Below are 16,823 nucleotides of genomic sequence, written 5' to 3'. Positions count from 1 at the left end.
TTTCCGCGTGGGAAACGTCCCGTGAGCATTGGTGGCGACGCCACGCGGACGGACCGCCGGCCGACCGCCACGGCCCCGGCGGTACGCCCCGGAGCCCGGCGGTGGGAACCCGCGGCCGCCGCCCGGACGGGAGCCGGGGCGGCCGCGGGCCTCGACGCCCGGGTCCGGGCCGACGCGCGCGCCCCGGGCCCGGCGCTTGGACGAATCCGGTCCCGCCGCCCCGGACGGGGTCAGCGCGTCGCCGCGTCCGCGCCGCCGATCCGGCTGCGTACGGCCGTCTGCACCTCGGCCTCCTCGGCCGGGTCCGCGGCCAGCCGCCGCAGCCGCTCCGCCACCCGGGCGTCTCCCGTCTCGGCGTGCAGCGCCGCGATCTCCCGCGTGGTCTCCTCGCAGTCCCACAGGCACTCGACGGCGAACCCGGTGGCGTAGGAGGGGTCGGTGGCGGCCAGTGCCTTCGCCGCGCGTCCGCGCAGTTGGGACGAGGCGGTCTCGCGGTAGACGTGGCGCAGCACGGGCGCCGCGCAGACGATGCCGAGCCGGCCCGCGCCGTCGACGAGCGTCCACAGCCGCCGGGCGTCGGGCCCCTCGGCCCGGACGGTCTCACGCAGCGCGCCGAGGACGAGATCGGTGTCGCGCGTACCGCCCCGGCAGGCGAGCACGCCCGCGGCGGACGCCCCGAGGGCGTCGGGCCGGTGGATCCAGCCGCGCGCCCGGTCGACCGCGTCCGCGCCGCACATCCGCTCGAACGCGGCCACCGCCGCGTCGGCGACGGTACGGGACGGGTCGGAGGCTGCCGCTTCGATCAGGTCGAGCACGTCCGGGTCGCGGGCCTCGGCGAGATAGTGAAGGGCCGCGCAGCGGGCCCCGTCCGGGCCGCCGCGCGCGGCTTCGAGGATCGTCGGGCGGTCTCCGGGCCCGGCGACCGCCGTGAGGCAGCGGGCCGCCGGCAGATGCAGTTCGCCGCCGCGCTCCAGCCCTTCCTGCGCCCAGTCGAAGACTGCGGCCACGCTCCAGCCCGGGCGAGGTCCGCTCGGCCGGAGCTGTCGCTGCCAGCGGTCGAAGGAGCCCTGTTCGCCGGCTGCCCTGATCCGCGCGCCGATCTCGGCGCGCGGGTCGTCCGCCCACAGCCGCCAGGGCCGGGGCTCGAAGGCGTCGCGCACGGCGGCGGCCAGCTCGGCGTCTCCTTCGGGGGTGCGGGGGAAGCGGCCGAGGACCGGCCCGGCCAGGGCGCGCAGCCCGGTGTCGTCGTCGCGCAGCGCCAGTTCGTCGAGCGCCCAGGCCCAGTTGGAGCCGGTCTCGGCGTAGCGGCGCAGCAGGTCGAGCGCGTCGCGCCGGCCGTAGGAGGCCAGGTGGCCGAGCACGGCGAGCGACAGCCCGGTCCTGACCTCCTCGGTGTCGAGCCGGTCCTCGGCGCGGAAGAGGTGGTGCTCGACCGCGTCGAGCCCGCCGTGGAGATCCAGGTACAGGCGTGCGTAGTAGAGCGAGCGGTTCTCGACCTGCCAGTCGTGGCGGGGGTCGTTGAGCACGCAGTGGTCGAGGGCGGCGAGGGCCTCCGCGCGGGGGGCGGCGAGCGCGTGGAGCGTGCCGTCGCCGCGGCCCCTCTGCAACAGGCCGAGGAGTGTGCCGCTCGGCGCTATGACTGGATCGAACATCGGAAAAGCCTCACATCAAGCTGTCGACGCAACCGGGGGTGTAGGTGCCGCTGCCGGAGCGCTGGTGCCGCGACCGGCAAGGTGTGCCCGCCGCGACGGGGCCAGGCGGGACTTTCGCAGCACGCCCTAGGGCGTGTCGCGAAAGTAGCGCCGTCCGCCCGCAGGGCGGGGCTCGCGGCGTCTGGTGCGTGCGATCGCAAGGCGGAGGATCGTCCTCGTACCGGACGTACTTGGACGACTCCGACAACGCGGCGAGCGTGCGTGCCAGGCGTCGCGAGCCAGGCGGGACTTTCGAAACCCGCCCTAGGCCCCGCCCCGAGTGCACGCTCGACCGGCCGTCGTCCTTCGCCTGATGCAGACCATCTTCCCTGCCTCTCGTCGGGCCCCCTGCGGGCCCGACGTCATGATGACCCAGCCATTTCGCCACCGCGACCACATTTAGGGGTCCTTTCACTATGCCCGTCCGGGTCACGCGGCCTGGCACCGCACCTCGCCGCGTTGCCGAAAAGCCCAGGTAGCTCCGCTACCAGGACTCTCCGGCGCCTTGCGATGCACGGCACCAGACCACGCGCCCTGCTCGGACGCTCATAGTGAAAGGGCCCCTGACGGCACCCCGGCTCACTGGGCTCCGAACAGCTTCAACAGGTCTGTCTTCCCAAACATCCGCGCGGTATCCACGGCGGACGGGGTGCCGCCGTTCGGATCGGCCCCGCCGGCGAGGAGCGCGCGGATCACCGCCTCCTCCCCCTTGAAGACGGCGCCCGCGAGCGGGGTCTGGCCCCGGTCGTTGGCGCGGTCCGCGTCGGCGCCGCGGGCGATCAGGGCCTCGACGGCCGGGGCGTGGCCGTGGTACGCGGCGAGCATGACGAGGGAGTCGCCCCGGTCGTTGGCGAGGTCGGCGGGGACGCCGGCGTCGACGTACGCGGCGAGCGTCTCGGCCTCGCCGCTCCTGGCCAGGTCGAAGACCTTCGTGGCCAGTTCGATCACCTCGGGGTCCGGTGCGTCGCTCATGGGGGTGGACCGCCTCTCGTGTTCGCGTCACATCTCTGCGGCGCCGATCCGGGCCCGTACGGCACGGCCGCCGTGCGAGTGAACCGACAGGGTACTGCCCGTGCGTACACGCCGGGATTCACGATCTTTCACCCGTTTACACCTTTTGTCACATAGATACTTCTGGCGATCATGGGGGCACGCACGGTGACCGCACTACAGCCAGGAGATCCCCATGGTCCTTTCCATGTCCGGTGTCGTACTGCTCGGAATCGTCGTCTTCCTCTTCTTCCGCAAGGGCGGGCTCAAGGCGTCCCACGCGGTGGTCTGCGCGCTCTTCGGCTTCTATCTCGCGGGGACGGCCATCGCACCGAGCATCACGGCCGGGAGCGCGAGCCTCGCGAGCCTTCTGGGCGGCATCAAGTTCTGACCGTCTCCTTCCCTTTCCGTCCTACTGCCCCTCCGCCCTTCTCCCCCGTCCGTCAGCACCGTCAGGAGACAGCCGTGGCCCGGCGCCCCCTCCTTCGCGTCCCGACCAGTGGCGGCGGCCGGATCGCGCGGGCCCGCCGGCTGGCCCGTACGGCCGCCGCCACCGTCGCGGACGTACTCCACCCGCTGCTCACCGTGGCCCGCGGGCTGCGGCTTCTCAGTGCCGCGGCGCACCGGAAGTGGGCCGCCACGCCCAAGGACCGGCGCGGGCCGATGGTCTTCGCGGCGGCGTGCTGCCTGATGTTCGTCGCGTTCACGCCGTACGGGCCCACGCTGGGCCTGATCTCGCTGATGGCCGTGGCCGGCTGGCAGGGCCGGGAGCGGGCCCCCGAGCGGACCGGGCCGGAGGAGGCGGAGACGAAGCGGCTGCGATCGCTGTACGAGGCGCTGGTGCCCTACGTCGCGGTGCCGGACGACCCGAATCCGCTCTTCTCGCACGGCGGCGACTGGACCGCCGCGTTCAGCGACTACGCGTTCGACGCCGAGGGACGGCCCACCCGGCTGCGGATGACGTACCCCGCGTACTTCCCCGACAGCGATCCGGACGAGCGCGGCCGGGTCGAACAGCTGCTGTACGCCAAGTGCGGGCGCGGCCGCGAGTACCTCTTCACCTGGGACGAGGAGGCGGGCGAACTGGGGATGACCGTGCTGCCCGCCCTGTCCACCGCCCCCGCCGCCCAGCCCTTCGTCACCGTGCCCCAGGAGATCGTGCTGGGTTTCGGTGACGCCGGCGCCGGGCGCCGTACCGTGCCCGTGCTGATCGACGGCGCCGCCCAGGACCTGACGCCGGTCCTCTGGCGGACCGGGGGGCGCTCGACCGAGCCGCATCTGCTGGCGACGGGCCGGCCCGGCAGCGGCACGACGAGCCTGCTCCGCTCGATCGCTCTGCAGGCCGTGCGCCACGGCGACGTACTGGTCGTGGACGGCGGCGGGAGCGGGGAGTACGCCTGCCTGACCGGGCGGCGCGGCGTCCTGGCCGTGGAGTGCGGACCGGAGGGCGCGCTGGCCGGTCTGGAGTGGGCCGCGAACGAGACCGAGCGGCGCCTGATCACCGCGGGCCGGGCCCGGCAGGCGGGCCTGCCCGCGCCGGAGGACACCCGCAGGCCGCTGTGGATCCTGCTGGACCGGCCGGCCGTCCTCGGCCAGGCGGCCGCTGCCGAGGGGCGGCCGGATCCACAGGAACTGCTCCAGGTGCCGCTGCGCCACGGCAGGTCCGCGCGGGTCACGGTGGTGGTGGCCGAACACCTCGACGCGCTGGACGCGCTGCACGAGACGGTACACGCGCACACCCGCGCCCGGGTCGTCCTCGGGCAGGCCCCGCCCGTGCGGATGGCCGAGGTGCTGGGGGCGCCACCGCACACCACTCCCCCGTACGAGATGCCGCCGGGCCGGGGCTACGCACGGCTCGGGGCGGGGCCGGTGCTCAGGCTCCAGGTCCCGGCGACCGTCGACCCGTACGACGACGAGGCGGCCGAGGCGCGCCGCCGGGCCGTGCTGGACCTGCTGCCGGACCGCCGGCCCGGCTTCGACGGGCCGGCGGCGGACGCGGGGCAGGAGCGGGTCCCCGAGCAGGAGACCGACCGGGCGACGGGCTCGGCCCCGGTCGCCTGACGCTCCGTCAGGCGACGAAGGTGCGCGGCGCGTCCGTGCCCGTGCTCGCCCCCGTCTCCACCAGGCGCGCGGCGGCCGCCAGCCGGACCGCCGCCTCGTCGGCGACCGGGCCGCCGACGGTGAACGGCAGCCGTACGTACCCCTCGAACGCGCCGTCGACCCCGAAACGCGGTCCCGACGGCACCCGTACGCCCACCCGCTCGCCCACCTCGGCCAGCCGGGACCCGGACAGCCCGCCGGTGCGCACCCACAGCGTCAGCCCGCCGTGGGGCACCGCGAACTCCCAGTCGGGCAGCCGCTCGCGCACCGCCGCGACCAGCGCGTCCCTGTTGTCGCGCGCCTGCGCCCGGCGCATGGCGACCGCCTCCTCCCAGCCACCGGTGCGCATCAGCCAGTGCAGCGCCAGCTGTTCGAGCACGGGCGTGCCGAGGTCGGCGTAGGCGCGCGCCGCCACCAGGGAGCGGATCACGTCGGGCGCGGCGCGCACCCAGCCGACCCGCAGCCCCGCCCAGAACGCCTTGCTGGCCGAGCCGACGGTGATGACCGTGCTGCCTCCGGAATCGAAGGCGCAGACCGGCCGGGGCATCACGACGTCGTCGTCCAGCCGCAGCTCGGACATGGTCTCGTCGGCCACGAGCACCGTGCCGGCCGAGCGTGCCGCGTCCACCAGCCGGCGCCGCTGGTCCTCGTCGGCCAGCGCGCCGGTCGGGTTGTGGAAGTCGGCGACGACATAGGCGAGCCGGGGCGCCGCGTCCCGCAGGACCTGGCGCCAGCGCGCCGAGTCCCAGCCCGCCAGCCCCTCCGCCATCGCGACCGGCACCAGCCGGGCGCCCGCCTCCCGCATCAGCTGGAGGATGTTGGCGTAACTGGGCGACTCGACCGCGATCCGCTCCCCACGCCCGGCGAAGAGATGACAGATCGCGTCGATGGCGCCCATCGCGCCGGTGGTGACCATGATCTGCTCGGGCATGGTCGGCACGCCGCGCGCGGTGTACCTCTCGGCGAGCGTCCGCCGCAGGGCGGGCAGCCCCGCCGGATAGTCCCCGTGCGTGTGCGCGTAGGGCGGCAGCTCCTCCAGCGCTCCCTGGACGGCCCGGCTCAGCCAGGGCTCGGGGGCGGGCAGGGAGGCGGTGCCGAGGTCGATCACCGAGCCCAGGGACTCCGGCGGCAGGGGTTCCAGGCCGCGCGCGGGCAGTGGGTTGCCGGCCGGTACGGCCGTCCAGCTGCCGGCGCCCCGGCGGGACTGGAGGAAGCCCTCGCCGCGCAGCGCCTCGTACGCGGCGGCCACCGTCGTACGGCTCACGCCGAGGGCCGCGGCCAGCTCGCGCTCCGCCGGCAGCCGGGCGGCGACCGGCACCCGGCCCTCCAGGACGAGCAGCCGGATACCGTCGGCCAGGGTCCGGTAGGCGGGTGGTCTGCGGGCTCCGGGACCGGCGGCGGGGCGGGGCCGCTGGGCCAGGAGCTGCCGGGCGAGCTGCGCCGCCCCGACGGCCGAAGTCCACTGCGTCATGGAAATCAGTCCACCTTCCCCAAATTGGACGTGGTTGCCCGTCCACCACCCGCCACAGGGTGGCTCGTACCAGTCCACTATCCCACCCAGGAGGCAACGGCATGGCCCCCACGACTCTCACCTCCCGGCTGCGCGGACGGCGTCTGCCCCGCCGGCTCGGTCAGCTCTACGCCGGGCTGGTGCTGTACGGGGCGAGCTCGGCGCTGCTGGTCCGCGCCGGCCTCGGGCTGGAGCCCTGGGGCGTGCTGCACCAGGGGCTGGCGGAGCTGACCGGGCTGAGCATGGGGGTCGTCGCGATCGCCGTGGGCGCGCTCGTGCTGCTGCTGTGGATCCCGATGAGGGAACGCCCGGGGCTGGGCACGGTGTCCAACGTGTTCGTGGTCGGGCTCGCGATCGACGCCACACTGGCGCTGGTCCCCGACGGCCGGACCCTCGCCGTCAGGACCGTCCTGCTGGCCGCCGGCGTCGGGCTCAACGGCATGGCCACCGGCCTGTACATAGCGGCCCGCTTCGGGCCGGGCCCGCGTGACGGCCTGATGACCGGGCTGCACCGGCTGACCGGCCGCTCGGTCCGCCTGATCAGGACCGGGATCGAGGCCGCCGTCGTCGCGACGGGATTCGTCCTCGGCGGCTCGGTGGGCGTCGGCACGGTGGCCTACGCCCTCGCCATCGGGCCGCTCGCCCAGCTCTTCCTGCGCGTGTTCGCCATCCCGGCGGCGGCCGACGGCCGGACGCCGGACGCCGCCGGGTCACCCGGAGGGGCCATACTGCGGCGGTGAGCGCCCTGACCCAGCATCCCTATCTGGACCACCCCGGCCCGATCCCGTTCGCGCACCGCGGCGGGGCGTCCGACGGCCTGGAGAACACGGCCGCCGCGTTCCGCCGCGCGGCCGCTCTCGGCTACCGCTACTTCGAGACCGATGTCCACGCCACCGCCGACGGCCGGCTGGTCGCCTTCCACGACGCGACCCTGGACCGCGTGACCGACACCCGGGGCCGGATCGCGGATCTGCCGTGGTCTCAGGTGCGCCGGGCCAGGGTGGCGGGCCGGGAGCCGCTGCCGCTCTTCGAGGAGCTGCTGGAGGAGTTCCCCGAGGCGCGCTGGAACGTGGACGTCAAGGCCGCCCCCGCGCTGGTCCCGCTGGTCGGGCTGATCCGCCGGACCGGCTGCTGGGACCGGGTGTGCGTGGGCTCCTTCTCGGAGCGGCGGGCGGCGGCCGCCGCCCGCCTCGCGGGCCCGCGGCTGGCCACGTCCTACGGCGTACGGGGGGTGCTGGGCCTCAGGCTGCGCGGCTACGGGATCCCGGCGCCGGTGCGCCGCGGCGCCGTGTGCGTGCAGGTGCCCCGCGCCCAGAACGGCGTCCCGGTGGTGGACGAGCGCTTCGTGCGGACGGCGCACGCGCGCGGCCTGAAGGTCCACGTCTGGACGGTCAACGAGGCGGACGGGATGGCAGCGCTGCTGGATCTCGGCGTGGATGGCATCATGACCGATCAACTGGACACGCTGCGCGCGGTGTTCACCGCGCGGGGCCTGTGGCGCTGACGCGGTGCGGTCCGCGCGCCGCGGGGCCGGACCGGCACCGACGCCGGACGGCACGGCCGACGGAGGGCCCCGGGACCGAGGGGGCCGTGACCGACGAGGACGCCCCGGCCGACGGGGCACGGGGGAAAGCGAGACCGCTCGGGTGACTGCCGGGACCACGGACCGCGCCGACGAGGCGGCGGCCCGCAGGCGCGAACAACGCGGCTGGTACTTCTACGACTTCGCGTGCTCCGTCTATTCGACGAGCGTGCTCACGGTCTTCCTCGGCCCGTATCTGACCTCGGTGGCCCGCGCCGCCGCCGACGCGGACGGCTTCGTCCATCCGCTGGGCGTTCCCGTGCGCGCGGGCTCGCTCTTCGCGTACGCGGTGTCCGTGTCCGTGATCCTCGCGGTGGTGACGATGCCGCTGGTGGGCGCGGCGGCGGACCGTACGGGACGGAAGAAGCCACTGCTGGCGGCCGCCGCGTACCTGGGGGCGGCGGCCACGGCGGGCATGTTCTTCCTGGACGGCGACCGCTATCTGCTGGGGGCGCTGCTGCTGATCGTGGCGAACGCGTCGCTGTCGGTCTCGATGGTGCTCTACAACGCGTTCCTGCCGCAGATCGCCACCCCCGGGGAACGCGACCGCGTCTCGTCCCGCGGCTGGGCCTTCGGCTACACCTCGGGCGCGCTGGTCCTGGTCGTGAATCTGGTGCTGTACACCGGACATGACACGTTCGGGGTGAGCGAGTCGACGGCGGTACGGATCTGCCTGGCGTCGGCCGGCGTCTGGTGGGGCGCCTTCACGGTCGTACCGCTGCGACGGCTGCGCGACCGCCGGGCGCCGCGCGCCGGCGAGGGCGCGGTGGGCACCGGCTGGCGCCAACTGGTGAACACCCTGCGGGACATGCGCCGCCATCCCCTGACGCTGGCCTTCCTGCTGGCCTACCTCGTCTACAACGACGGGGTGCAGACGGTGATCTCGCAGGCGTCGATCTACGGTTCCGAGGAACTGGGCCTGGACCAGACGACACTGATCGTCGCCGTGCTGCTGGTGCAGATCCTGGCGGTGGCGGGCGCGCTCGGGATGGGCCGGCTCGCCGCGCGGTACGGCGCCAAGCGGACGATCGAGGGCTCCCTGGTCGTCTGGACGCTGATCCTGGCGGCGGGTTACTTCCTGCCCGCGCACAGCCCGGCCGCGTTCTTCGTGCTGGCGGCCGCGATCGGGATGGTGCTCGGCGGCAGCCAGGCCCTGTCGCGCTCGCTGTTCTCCCACCTGGTACCCCGGGGCAAGGAGGCGGAGTACTTCTCGGCGTACGAGATGAGCGACCGGGGGCTGAGCTGGCTGGGCCCGCTGGTGTTCGGTCTGGCCTATCAGCTCACCGGCAGCTACCGGGATGCCATCATCTCCCTGGTGGTCTTCTTCGCCCTGGGACTCGGCCTGCTGGTGCGCGTCCCGGTCAGGGCGGCGGTCGCGGCCGCGGGGAATCCGGTGCCGGACCGGATTTAGACGCGGCAGGCGAAGGGCGGTAGTGTACGCGTTTGGCCTGCCAGGCGGACCGTTACTGCGACGTATGGAGATGAAAACACTGGGTGACATCTCCTGTTAGATGTGACAAACCGGGCGCCGGTGGGTACAACAAGGGCGGCACGACGGGCGACGCATGACCCGGAACGGGAATCTTTACCGCCGACCGGACGTTGACCGGATGACGACGACAGCGACACCTGTCCTGTGGGCGACAAGCCCGGGAGGCACGATTCATGAGTGAGCGAGCTCTCCGCGGCACGCGACTTGTGGTTACCAGCTACGAGACGGACCGCGGCATCGATCTGGCCCCGCGCCAGGCGGTGGAGTACGCATGCCAGAACGGTCATCGATTCGAGATGCCGTTCTCGGTAGAGGCGGAAATTCCGCCGGAGTGGGAGTGCAAGGCGTGTGGCGCCCAGGCACTCCTGGTGGACGGGGAAGGCCCCGAGGAGAAGAAGGGCAAGCCGGCGCGTACACACTGGGACATGCTCATGGAGCGGCGCACCCGCGAGGAGTTGGAGGAGGTGCTGGCCGAGAGGCTGGCGGTCCTGCGCTCCGGTGCCATGAACATCGCCGTGCATCCGCGGGACAGCCGGAAGTCCGCCTGACCGGCAGGACCGCGCAAGGAAGAGCGACAAGCGAGACAAGCGTCACAGCACAGCCGCGGGCCGCGACACGATCGGTGTCGCGGCCCGCGGCCGTGTCGTACGCCGATGGCAGCACGTCAGGGAGTCAGCGGCGGACGCGGGCCCTGTCCGCCTCGCTCGTCCTCGGGACGGGAGCCCTCGGGCTCGTCATGGCGGATGACCTCACCCTGGACGACCTTCCCGTCCGGCCGGCGCATCCGGGCCTGCTGGAAGGTGTCACCGAGGCTGCCGGGCGGCGCCACCCGGCTCATCCGGCGCTCCAGCGACTTCTCCGCGTACCGGCCGAGCGCGGTCCTGACCGGCGGTATCAGCAGCAGGAGGCCCAACAGGTCGGTGATCAGCCCCGGAACCATGATCAGCAGGCCGCCGAGCATCAGGAAACCGTTGCCCTTGCTCCGGCTGCCCTCCGCGTCGGCCGCCGGAGCGGAGACCTCCTCCGGACGGCTCTGGCGGCGCTGCTCGCGTTGCAGGGTCTCGGTCAGATTGCGGAAGGCCCGGCGTCCGGCCCGTTTGACGACCGCCGCGCCCAGCACCCCGGCGCCCACGAGGAGCGCGAGAACGGCCAGGCCGCCCGCACGGTCCCCCACGACGATCAGCAGCCAGATCTCCAGCACCAGCCAGGCCGCGATGCCCAGCGGGATCCAGGTACGGGCGCGGCTGCGCGGCGGGGAGGTCCGGGGCGATTGCTCGGTCGTCATGGTCCAAGTGTGCCTGGTGCGCTGTCAGAACGGCGTAGGCCCCGTCCGCGGGACCGACCGGACGGGCCCTGTCGGCGCCGGGTGCGACCGGCGCCGGGCCGACCGGTCAGGACGGGCCCGCGGGTTTGCGGCCGAGGAGTCGGTTCGCCCGGGCCTCGACGCCCCACGCCGTGACCCGCCACAGCGCCTCGACGAGGATGTCCCGGCTCATCTTGGAATCGCCCAGCTCCCGCTCGACGAAGGTGATGGGCACCTCGACCACGTGGCAGCCGGCCTCGACCGCGCGCCGGGCGAGGTCGACCTGGAAGCAGTACCCCTGTGAGGCGACGGCGTCCAGGCCCAGCTTCTCCAGGGTCTCCGCGCGGAAGGCCCGGTAACCGCCGGTGACGTCACGGATCGGCACACCGAGCAGGGCCCGGGAGTAGGTGCTGCCGCCGCGCGAGATCAACTCCCGTGTCCTGGGCCAGTTGACGACGCGCCCGCCCGGCACCCAGCGCGAGCCGAGGACGAGGTCGGCGCCCTTGAGGGCCGTCAGCAGCCGGGGCAGTTCCTCCGGCTGGTGGGAGCCGTCGGCGTCCATCTCGACCAGCACGCCGTAGCCGTGCTCGATGCCCCAGCGGAAACCCGCGAGATAGGCCGCGCCGAGCCCTTCCTTGCCCTTGCGGTGCAACACCCTGACCTGGTCGTCCGCTTCGGCCAGTTCGTCGGCGATCTTGCCTGTGCCGTCGGGGCTGTTGTCGTCGGCGACCAGGATGTCGGCCTCCGGCACGGCGGCACGCACCCGGGAGACGATCGCCCTGAGGTTCTCGGCCTCGTTGAAGGTCGGGATGATCACCAGGGCCGTACCGAGCGGACCGTACCGCCGCTGACCGCCGTCGTTCACTACTGCCCCTTAATAGCCGTACGCCGTTGTCCCACCATAGCGAGCACGCCCGGGACCTCGCCTGTCGTGGTCACCGCTGGTGACGGCGGCACGGGCGGCCATGTCCGGAGATGGGGGCACGGAAGGGGAGATCCTGGACGCGGCCGTGGCCAAATCTTGGCCCGCGCGGAACGGGCCCCGTGCCGGCACCGGCTGCGGAACGGGACCCGGCGTCCTTCGGGCCGGCCCGGGACCCGCTGGCTGCGGGTCGACCGGAAGCCGTTGTCTACTGAACGCCGGGGCCCGGCCCGGGTCGCACCCGCCGGCCGGCTGACACCTGCCCTCGCCCCCGCGACGCGGGCGCTGGACCTGGCTCCCAGCGGCGGTGCGCCGGTGCGGCACACCGCCCCATGACCCAGCGGCGTTCGAGGACTGCGCGGAGGTTGCCGGACGGACGTCCTGTGGTGGACCCGGCCGAACCTACCCGCCGGTGGCGGCTCACTGTCAACAGCCGTTTGATCTGCGACGTTTCCCCAAATCAGCAGGTCAGTGGGGAAGATCCGCAGGTCGGGACGGAGCCCGGGAGCCATCGGTCGGCGGTACGAAATGTCCGTACGTCACTCGTTCGGTCGCACGAACACCGTTTGTCCTCCGACCACGGTCCGCAGCGCCACGGGCAGCGGCCGGCCGGGCGTGAGATCCGGCAGACCGGGCGTGCCCGAGCGGGGGTCCGTGGACCAGCGCGCCACCCGGTCGTCGGGCGCCTGGACCACCAGTTCCTCGGTGCGCCACACCACGTAGTCGGCCGGGGCGCCCGGCACGAGGGTGCCCGCGTCGTCGCGGCCGACGGCCCGCCAGCCGCCCCGGGTGTGCGCCGTGAACGCGGCGCGCACGGACACCCGGTGCCCGGGCGTGCGGTGGAAGGCGGCGGCACGGACCGTGCCCCAGGGGTCGAGCGGCGTGACCGGACTGTCGGAACCGAAGGCCAGCGGGACACCGGCGCGCAGGAGCGCGGCGTACGGATTGAGCGTACGGGCCCGCTCGGCGCCGAGCCGGCGCGCGTACATGCCGTCCTCGCCGCCCCAGGCCGCGTCGAAGGCGGGCTGGACGGAGGCGGTGAGCCCCAGCTCCGCGAAGGCGGCGACGGTCTCGGGGGTGAGCATCTCGGCGTGCTCCACCCGGTGCCGGGCGGCCCTGATCCGCGCCGGGCCCAGCCGCTCGGCGGCGGCGCGGACGCCCGCGACGACCGTGTCGGTCGCGGCGTCCCCGATGGCGTGGAAGCCGGCCTGGAGTCCGGCCTCCGTGCAGGCCGCCACATGCGCCGCGACCGCCGCCGCGTCCAGATGGAGGGTGCCGGAGTGGGGGGCGTCGGCGTAGGGATCGCGCAGAGCCGCCGTGTGCGAGCCCAGCGAACCGTCCACGAAGAGATCACCCGCGGCGCCCGTCGCGCCCAGCTCACGGACGCGCAGAGCACCCTTCTCGTCGCTCACCGGCTCGGCCCAGTAGCCGAGGACGCGCGGCCCCGGCTCCTCCCGCGCCAGCTTCAGCAGCGCGACGAAGTCCTCCTCGTCGGAGATGTCGGGACCGCCGCACTCGTGCAGCGTGCCGATCCCGAGCGCCGCCGCGTGCTGCCGGGCCGCGCGCTGCGCCTCGGCCCGGCGGGGCGCTCCGACGGCGCCGTACGCCGCCGCGCGCACGGCGTGGTGCGCGGCGCCGGTGAGCGGCGCGTCGGGGTGGTAGCCGGTCAGGGCGGTGACACCCGGGACCAGGTCGAGCAGGGCGGTGGTCACCACGGCGGAGTGGACGTCGACGCGCGGCAGATAGAGCGGTCGCCCGCCGGCGGCCTCGTCCAGTTCGGCGCGGGAGGGCGGCCGCCCCTCGGGCCAGCGGCCGGCGTCCCAGCCGTGTCCGAGCAGGACCGGGTCCCGGGGGCGGGCGACGCGGTGCGCCCGGACGAGCGCGAGGGCCTCCGGCAGGCTCGCGGCGCCGGACAGGTCGAGGCCGGTGAGGGCGAGGCCGGTGGTGGTGAGGTGCACGTGGGCGTCGGTGAAGGCGGGAGTGACGAGAGCGCCCTCCAGGTCGACGACCTCGTCGACGCCGGAGGAGAAGGAATCGGCCGCGCCTTCGGAGCCGACCCAGGCGATGTGTCCTCGCTCGACGACCATGGCGGTGGCGAAGGGGTCGGCGGGACTGTGCACGTCGCCGCCGCGCAGGAGCACGGTGCGGTTGGGGTGGGTCATGGGGCCAGTTTCCCGCGTGGGACGCGGCCGCGGAGGCCGGGGGCCCCTCGGCGGGCCCGTTCCCCGCTTCCCGGGCCCGCCGCCGAGCCAGGGTCCCGGCGGGGGCGCACGGGGCCGGGGCGAGCACGGGCCGGGCGCGCGCAGGGGGACGAGAGCGGTCGGGAGCGGAGGCGCGGGCGGGAGCGGAGGCGCGGGCGAGGCCGCGCGCTCCGGGGCTCATCGCGTCAGAACGACGGCGGGCGGCTCTCGTACGGCGTCGACAGGACCACCGTGGTCCTCGTCGACACCCCCGCCAGCGACCGGATCCGCGTCAGCAGGTTCTCCAGCGCCAGCGGCGTGCCCACCCGCACCTTGAGGATGTAGTTCTCGTCGCCCGCCACGCTGTGGCACGCCTCGATCTCCGCGATCTCCGCGAGCCGGTCCGCGATGTCGTCGGGGGCACTGGGGTCGAACGGTTTGACGGAGATGAACGCGGTCAGCGGCAGGCCGACCGCCTCCGGGTCGACCACCGCGGCGTAGCCGCGGATGACTCCCCGCTGCTCCAGGCGGCGTACGCGCTGATGCACCGCCGACGTGGACAGGCCCGTGGCCTTGCCCAGGTCGGTGTAGCTCGTCCTGCCGTCCTTGACGAGCAGTTCAACGATCCGACGATCCAGCTCCTCCATACGGATCAACCTATGGCCCCGCGGCTCATCCGGCACAGCCGGCCGCGCTCCGGACGGAGGGAAGAAGGCGCATGTGACGAAGACCACAAGGTTACCGGCCGGTCGGCCGTGACCTCACGGTTACCTGGCTCGCGCGACGGGCATTGCTTGCTGTGGTCGAGACCACACATGCCTGGTCGGCCCATCCGAGGGGGAATGTCTCCATGCAGAGTCTGAAGCGCGCCGGACACACCGAGCCGGAACTCGTCGAACCGGTGGACCCCGACGAGTTCGACTCCTATGACACGTTCGAGATGTACCGGGTGATCTGCCCGGACTGCGCGCGGCCCATCGCGCTGCCGGCGGGCGAGGACGTCCTGCCGGAGCACGCGCTGTGCCCCACGCCGTGGAATCCGTTCGTGCTGTCGGTCTGCGCCGGCACGGGCCGCTCCGCGGCGGACGCACGCGCGGCCGACCAGTCGTTCGAGGCGCAGGAGCAGGACACCGCGTTCCTGCTGACGCTCCCCCAGGGCCTGAACTGGCGGACGCAGCCCTTCTCGCACGTCGGCGGGCCGGGTTCGCGCCCGTTCAAGCTCCAGGCCGTACAACGGCAGGACGTGCGGCGGCAGCCCGTGCGGCGGCAGGACGTACAGCGGCAGGCCGCCTGATCCGGGCGGCGGTTCGCGCGTCTCCCGGTACCCGGCGCGGACGCTGAACGGACAGCGGACAAAGGCTGTCGTGCCGTCAGGAACGCGCCGGGCGGGTGTGGTTCAGCGTGATTCCGGGCCCGCCAGGTGGCGGGCGATGACCAACCGCTGGATCTGGTTGGTGCCTTCCACTATCTGGAGCACCTTCGCCTCGCGCATGTACCGCTCCACCGGGAAGTCCATCGTGTAGCCGTACCCTCCGAGCACCTGCACGGCGTCGACGGTCACCCGCATCGCCATGTCCGTGCAGAACAGCTTCGCCATGGCGGCCTGCTCGGAGAAGGGCCGCCCCGCGTCGCGCAGCCGTGCGGCGGCGAGGTAGAGCGCGCGGCCCGCCTCGATCTGCGTGGCCATGTCGGCGAGCAGGAAGCGCAGGCCCTGGAAGTCCGCGACCGGCCGGCCGAACTGCCGCCGCTCCCTGGCGTACGAGACGGCCTCGTCCAGCGCGGCCCCGGCCACCCCGACCGCGCAGGCGGCGATGCCGAGACGGCCCGAGTCGAGGGCGGACAGCGCGACGGCGAAGCCCTGGCCCTCCTCCCCGATGCGGCGGCTGTCGGGCACCCGTACGCCGTCGAAGTGGAGTTGGGCCGTGGGAGAGCCCTTCATGCCCATCTTCCGCTCCGGGGGCGCCGCGGTCAGCCCCGGGGCGTCGCCCGGGACGAGGAACGCCGTGATGCCCCGCGCGCCCTCCGCGCCCGTGCGGGCCAGGACGGTCAGGAAGTCCGCGACGCCGCCGTGGGTGATCCACGCCTTGGTGCCGGTGATCAGCCAGTCGTCGCCGTCCCGTTCCGCCTTGGTGCGCAGGGAGGCGGCGTCCGAGCCGGAGGCCGGCTCGGAGAGGCAGTAGGCGCCGAGCAGACCGCCGCCGAGCATGGCGGGCAGGTGGTCGGCGGCCTGTTCCTTCGTGCCGTACCCGGCGAGGGCGTGGCAGGCGAGCGTGTGGACGCTGACACCGAGGCCGACGGTGAGCCGGGCGGCGGCGAGTTCCTCGAGGACCTGGAGGTAGACCTCGTACGGCTGCTCCCCGCCGCCGTACTCGGAGCCGTAGGGCAGGCCGAGCAGGCCGGAGGTGGACAGGAGGGTGAACAGCTCGCGCGGGAAACGGCCGGCGTCCTCCTCCTCGGCCGCCGTGGGACGGATCTCCCGTTGGGCTATGTCGCGGACGAGCGCGAGGAGGTCCTCGGCCTCCTCGGTGGGCAGCTGGCGTTCCACCGGGCGCGGGGTGCGGTCGGACATGGCGGCGGCTCTCCTCCCTGTTGGGCGCTACGGTTCCCGCCGGCACGGCCGGCAGCCGTGCCGGAAGGCACCACGGCGGCCCCGCAGGGGTGTGCGGCACCGCCGTCCGGATCCCCGCCCGGGCGGGGCCCGGACGGCAGTTCTGCCCGGCCGGTGGCCGCCTTCCGGGTCACGGAAGCGGACGATCAACGACTGTGGCGCGTTGAGTATGCCCGATCGGCGAGCTCTCGTCACCGGTTGGCAGAGGTTCGCCGGTCCCGTGGGCCGTGGGGCCGCGGGGCCCGCGCACCGGGCGTACCGGGCCGTAAAGGGCCGTACGGAACCGGCCGGCCGCGGTCCCGCCGTCCTCGGCGCGCGGTCCATGGTCCATGGTCCGGGCGCCGAACCATTGACCTCACTGGTCTAGTCCTTCTAACGTCGCCCTCGACATCTTTCGCGTTCATGTCACGCCGACCGGCCCGACGCCGCGTCGGCTCCCACTCCG

Annotated in this window: 15 protein-coding genes; 7 read left to right on the top strand and 8 right to left on the bottom strand. The window is 73.9% G+C overall.

Going from position 1 to position 16,823, the window contains the following annotated elements:
* Nucleotides 1-230: 230 nt before the first annotated feature.
* Both IG02_RS0134085 and IG02_RS0134080 read right to left on the bottom strand, forming a co-directional pair.
* Entirely contained in the window at nt 231-1,652 is a 1,422-nt protein-coding gene (locus IG02_RS0134085; RefSeq protein WP_030757073.1) for a hypothetical protein, read from the bottom strand.
* 618 nt (nt 1,653-2,270) lie between these two features.
* A complete protein-coding gene (locus IG02_RS0134080; RefSeq protein ID WP_030757069.1) occupies nt 2,271-2,663 on the bottom strand; it encodes an ankyrin repeat domain-containing protein in 393 nt (130 codons plus the stop codon).
* Nucleotides 2,664-2,877: 214 nt separating this feature from the next.
* On the opposite strand from IG02_RS0134080, the gene IG02_RS0134075 reads away from it, so the two are divergent.
* Entirely contained in the window at nt 2,878-3,072 is a 195-nt protein-coding gene (locus IG02_RS0134075; RefSeq protein WP_030757066.1) for a hypothetical protein, read from the top strand.
* A 74-nt stretch (nt 3,073-3,146) separates the two neighbouring features.
* Nucleotides 3,147-4,742, top strand: coding sequence for a hypothetical protein (locus tag IG02_RS0134070; protein WP_063756887.1), 1,596 nt, complete (start codon nt 3,147-3,149; stop codon nt 4,740-4,742).
* 7 nt (nt 4,743-4,749) lie between these two features.
* Here IG02_RS0134070 and IG02_RS0134065 read toward each other — a convergent pair whose 3' ends face one another.
* Nucleotides 4,750-6,252, bottom strand: coding sequence for a PLP-dependent aminotransferase family protein (locus tag IG02_RS0134065; RefSeq protein WP_030757060.1), 1,503 nt, complete (start codon nt 6,250-6,252; stop codon nt 4,750-4,752).
* A 101-nt stretch (nt 6,253-6,353) separates the two neighbouring features.
* Here IG02_RS0134065 and IG02_RS0134060 point away from each other — a divergent pair, with 101 nt between their 5' ends.
* The 4 genes from IG02_RS0134060 to IG02_RS0134045 all read left to right on the top strand — a co-directional run bounded on the left by IG02_RS0134060 (nt 6,354) and on the right by IG02_RS0134045 (nt 9,913).
* Entirely contained in the window at nt 6,354-7,031 is a 678-nt protein-coding gene (locus tag IG02_RS0134060) for a YczE/YyaS/YitT family protein (RefSeq protein ID WP_051766098.1), read from the top strand.
* A complete protein-coding gene (locus tag IG02_RS0134055; protein ID WP_234315010.1) occupies nt 7,028-7,795 on the top strand; it encodes a glycerophosphodiester phosphodiesterase family protein in 768 nt (255 codons plus the stop codon). Before IG02_RS0134060 ends, IG02_RS0134055 begins: the two co-directional genes overlap by 4 nt.
* A 142-nt stretch (nt 7,796-7,937) precedes the next feature.
* Nucleotides 7,938-9,284 (top strand): MFS transporter, encoded by a 1,347-nt coding sequence (locus IG02_RS0134050; RefSeq protein WP_030757050.1) that lies wholly within the window; start codon nt 7,938-7,940, stop codon nt 9,282-9,284.
* A 254-nt stretch (nt 9,285-9,538) separates the two neighbouring features.
* On the top strand, nt 9,539-9,913 hold the full coding sequence (locus IG02_RS0134045; protein ID WP_030757047.1) for an RNA polymerase-binding protein RbpA: 375 nt from the start codon (nt 9,539-9,541) through the stop codon (nt 9,911-9,913).
* Between the two features lie 116 nt (nt 9,914-10,029).
* Here the strand turns inward: IG02_RS0134045 and fxsA are convergent, their stop codons facing one another.
* From fxsA to IG02_RS0134025, 4 genes are all read right to left on the bottom strand, one after another.
* Nucleotides 10,030-10,650: an FxsA family membrane protein gene (gene fxsA / locus IG02_RS0134040; RefSeq protein ID WP_030757045.1), complete on the bottom strand. Its 621-nt coding sequence runs from the start codon at nt 10,648-10,650 to the stop codon at nt 10,030-10,032.
* Nucleotides 10,651-10,756: 106 nt separating this feature from the next.
* Entirely contained in the window at nt 10,757-11,533 is a 777-nt protein-coding gene (locus IG02_RS0134035) for a polyprenol monophosphomannose synthase (RefSeq protein ID WP_030757044.1), read from the bottom strand.
* Between the two features lie 596 nt (nt 11,534-12,129).
* A complete protein-coding gene (locus tag IG02_RS0134030) occupies nt 12,130-13,752 on the bottom strand; it encodes an amidohydrolase (RefSeq protein WP_030757043.1) in 1,623 nt (540 codons plus the stop codon).
* 224 nt (nt 13,753-13,976) lie between these two features.
* Entirely contained in the window at nt 13,977-14,417 is a 441-nt protein-coding gene (locus IG02_RS0134025; protein ID WP_030757042.1) for an Lrp/AsnC family transcriptional regulator, read from the bottom strand.
* Between the two features lie 203 nt (nt 14,418-14,620).
* Here IG02_RS0134025 and IG02_RS0134020 point away from each other — a divergent pair, with 203 nt between their 5' ends.
* Nucleotides 14,621-15,064, top strand: coding sequence for a hypothetical protein (locus IG02_RS0134020; RefSeq protein ID WP_051766096.1), 444 nt, complete (start codon nt 14,621-14,623; stop codon nt 15,062-15,064).
* A gap of 102 nt (nt 15,065-15,166) precedes the next feature.
* Here IG02_RS0134020 and IG02_RS0134015 read toward each other — a convergent pair whose 3' ends face one another.
* A complete protein-coding gene (locus IG02_RS0134015; RefSeq protein ID WP_030757037.1) occupies nt 15,167-16,339 on the bottom strand; it encodes an acyl-CoA dehydrogenase family protein in 1,173 nt (390 codons plus the stop codon).
* Nucleotides 16,340-16,823 lie beyond the last annotated feature (484 nt).

The organism is Streptomyces sp. NRRL F-5135 (assembly GCF_000719775.1).
Classification (GTDB): domain Bacteria; phylum Actinomycetota; class Actinomycetes; order Streptomycetales; family Streptomycetaceae; genus Streptomyces; species Streptomyces hebeiensis.
The sequence above is the reverse complement of the archived record's forward strand: the minus strand, read 5'-3'. Positions and strand labels throughout refer to the sequence as shown.

Excerpts from the sequence above, each read along its gene's own strand:
- IG02_RS0134085 (WP_030757073.1), bottom strand. The coding sequence starts at position 1,652 with ATGTTCGATCCAGTCATAGCGCCGAGCGGCACACTCCTCGGCCTGTTG.
- IG02_RS0134080 (WP_030757069.1), bottom strand. The coding sequence starts at position 2,663 with ATGAGCGACGCACCGGACCCCGAGGTGATCGAACTGGCCACGAAGGTC.
- IG02_RS0134075 (WP_030757066.1), top strand. The coding sequence starts at position 2,878 with ATGGTCCTTTCCATGTCCGGTGTCGTACTGCTCGGAATCGTCGTCTTC.
- IG02_RS0134065 (WP_030757060.1), bottom strand. The coding sequence starts at position 6,252 with ATGACGCAGTGGACTTCGGCCGTCGGGGCGGCGCAGCTCGCCCGGCAG.
- IG02_RS0134060 (WP_051766098.1), top strand. The coding sequence starts at position 6,354 with ATGGCCCCCACGACTCTCACCTCCCGGCTGCGCGGACGGCGTCTGCCC.
- IG02_RS0134045 (WP_030757047.1), top strand. The coding sequence starts at position 9,539 with ATGAGTGAGCGAGCTCTCCGCGGCACGCGACTTGTGGTTACCAGCTAC.
- fxsA (WP_030757045.1), bottom strand. The coding sequence starts at position 10,650 with ATGACGACCGAGCAATCGCCCCGGACCTCCCCGCCGCGCAGCCGCGCC.
- IG02_RS0134030 (WP_030757043.1), bottom strand. The coding sequence starts at position 13,752 with ATGACCCACCCCAACCGCACCGTGCTCCTGCGCGGCGGCGACGTGCAC.
- IG02_RS0134025 (WP_030757042.1), bottom strand. The coding sequence starts at position 14,417 with ATGGAGGAGCTGGATCGTCGGATCGTTGAACTGCTCGTCAAGGACGGC.
- IG02_RS0134020 (WP_051766096.1), top strand. The coding sequence starts at position 14,621 with ATGCAGAGTCTGAAGCGCGCCGGACACACCGAGCCGGAACTCGTCGAA.
- IG02_RS0134015 (WP_030757037.1), bottom strand. The coding sequence starts at position 16,339 with ATGTCCGACCGCACCCCGCGCCCGGTGGAACGCCAGCTGCCCACCGAG.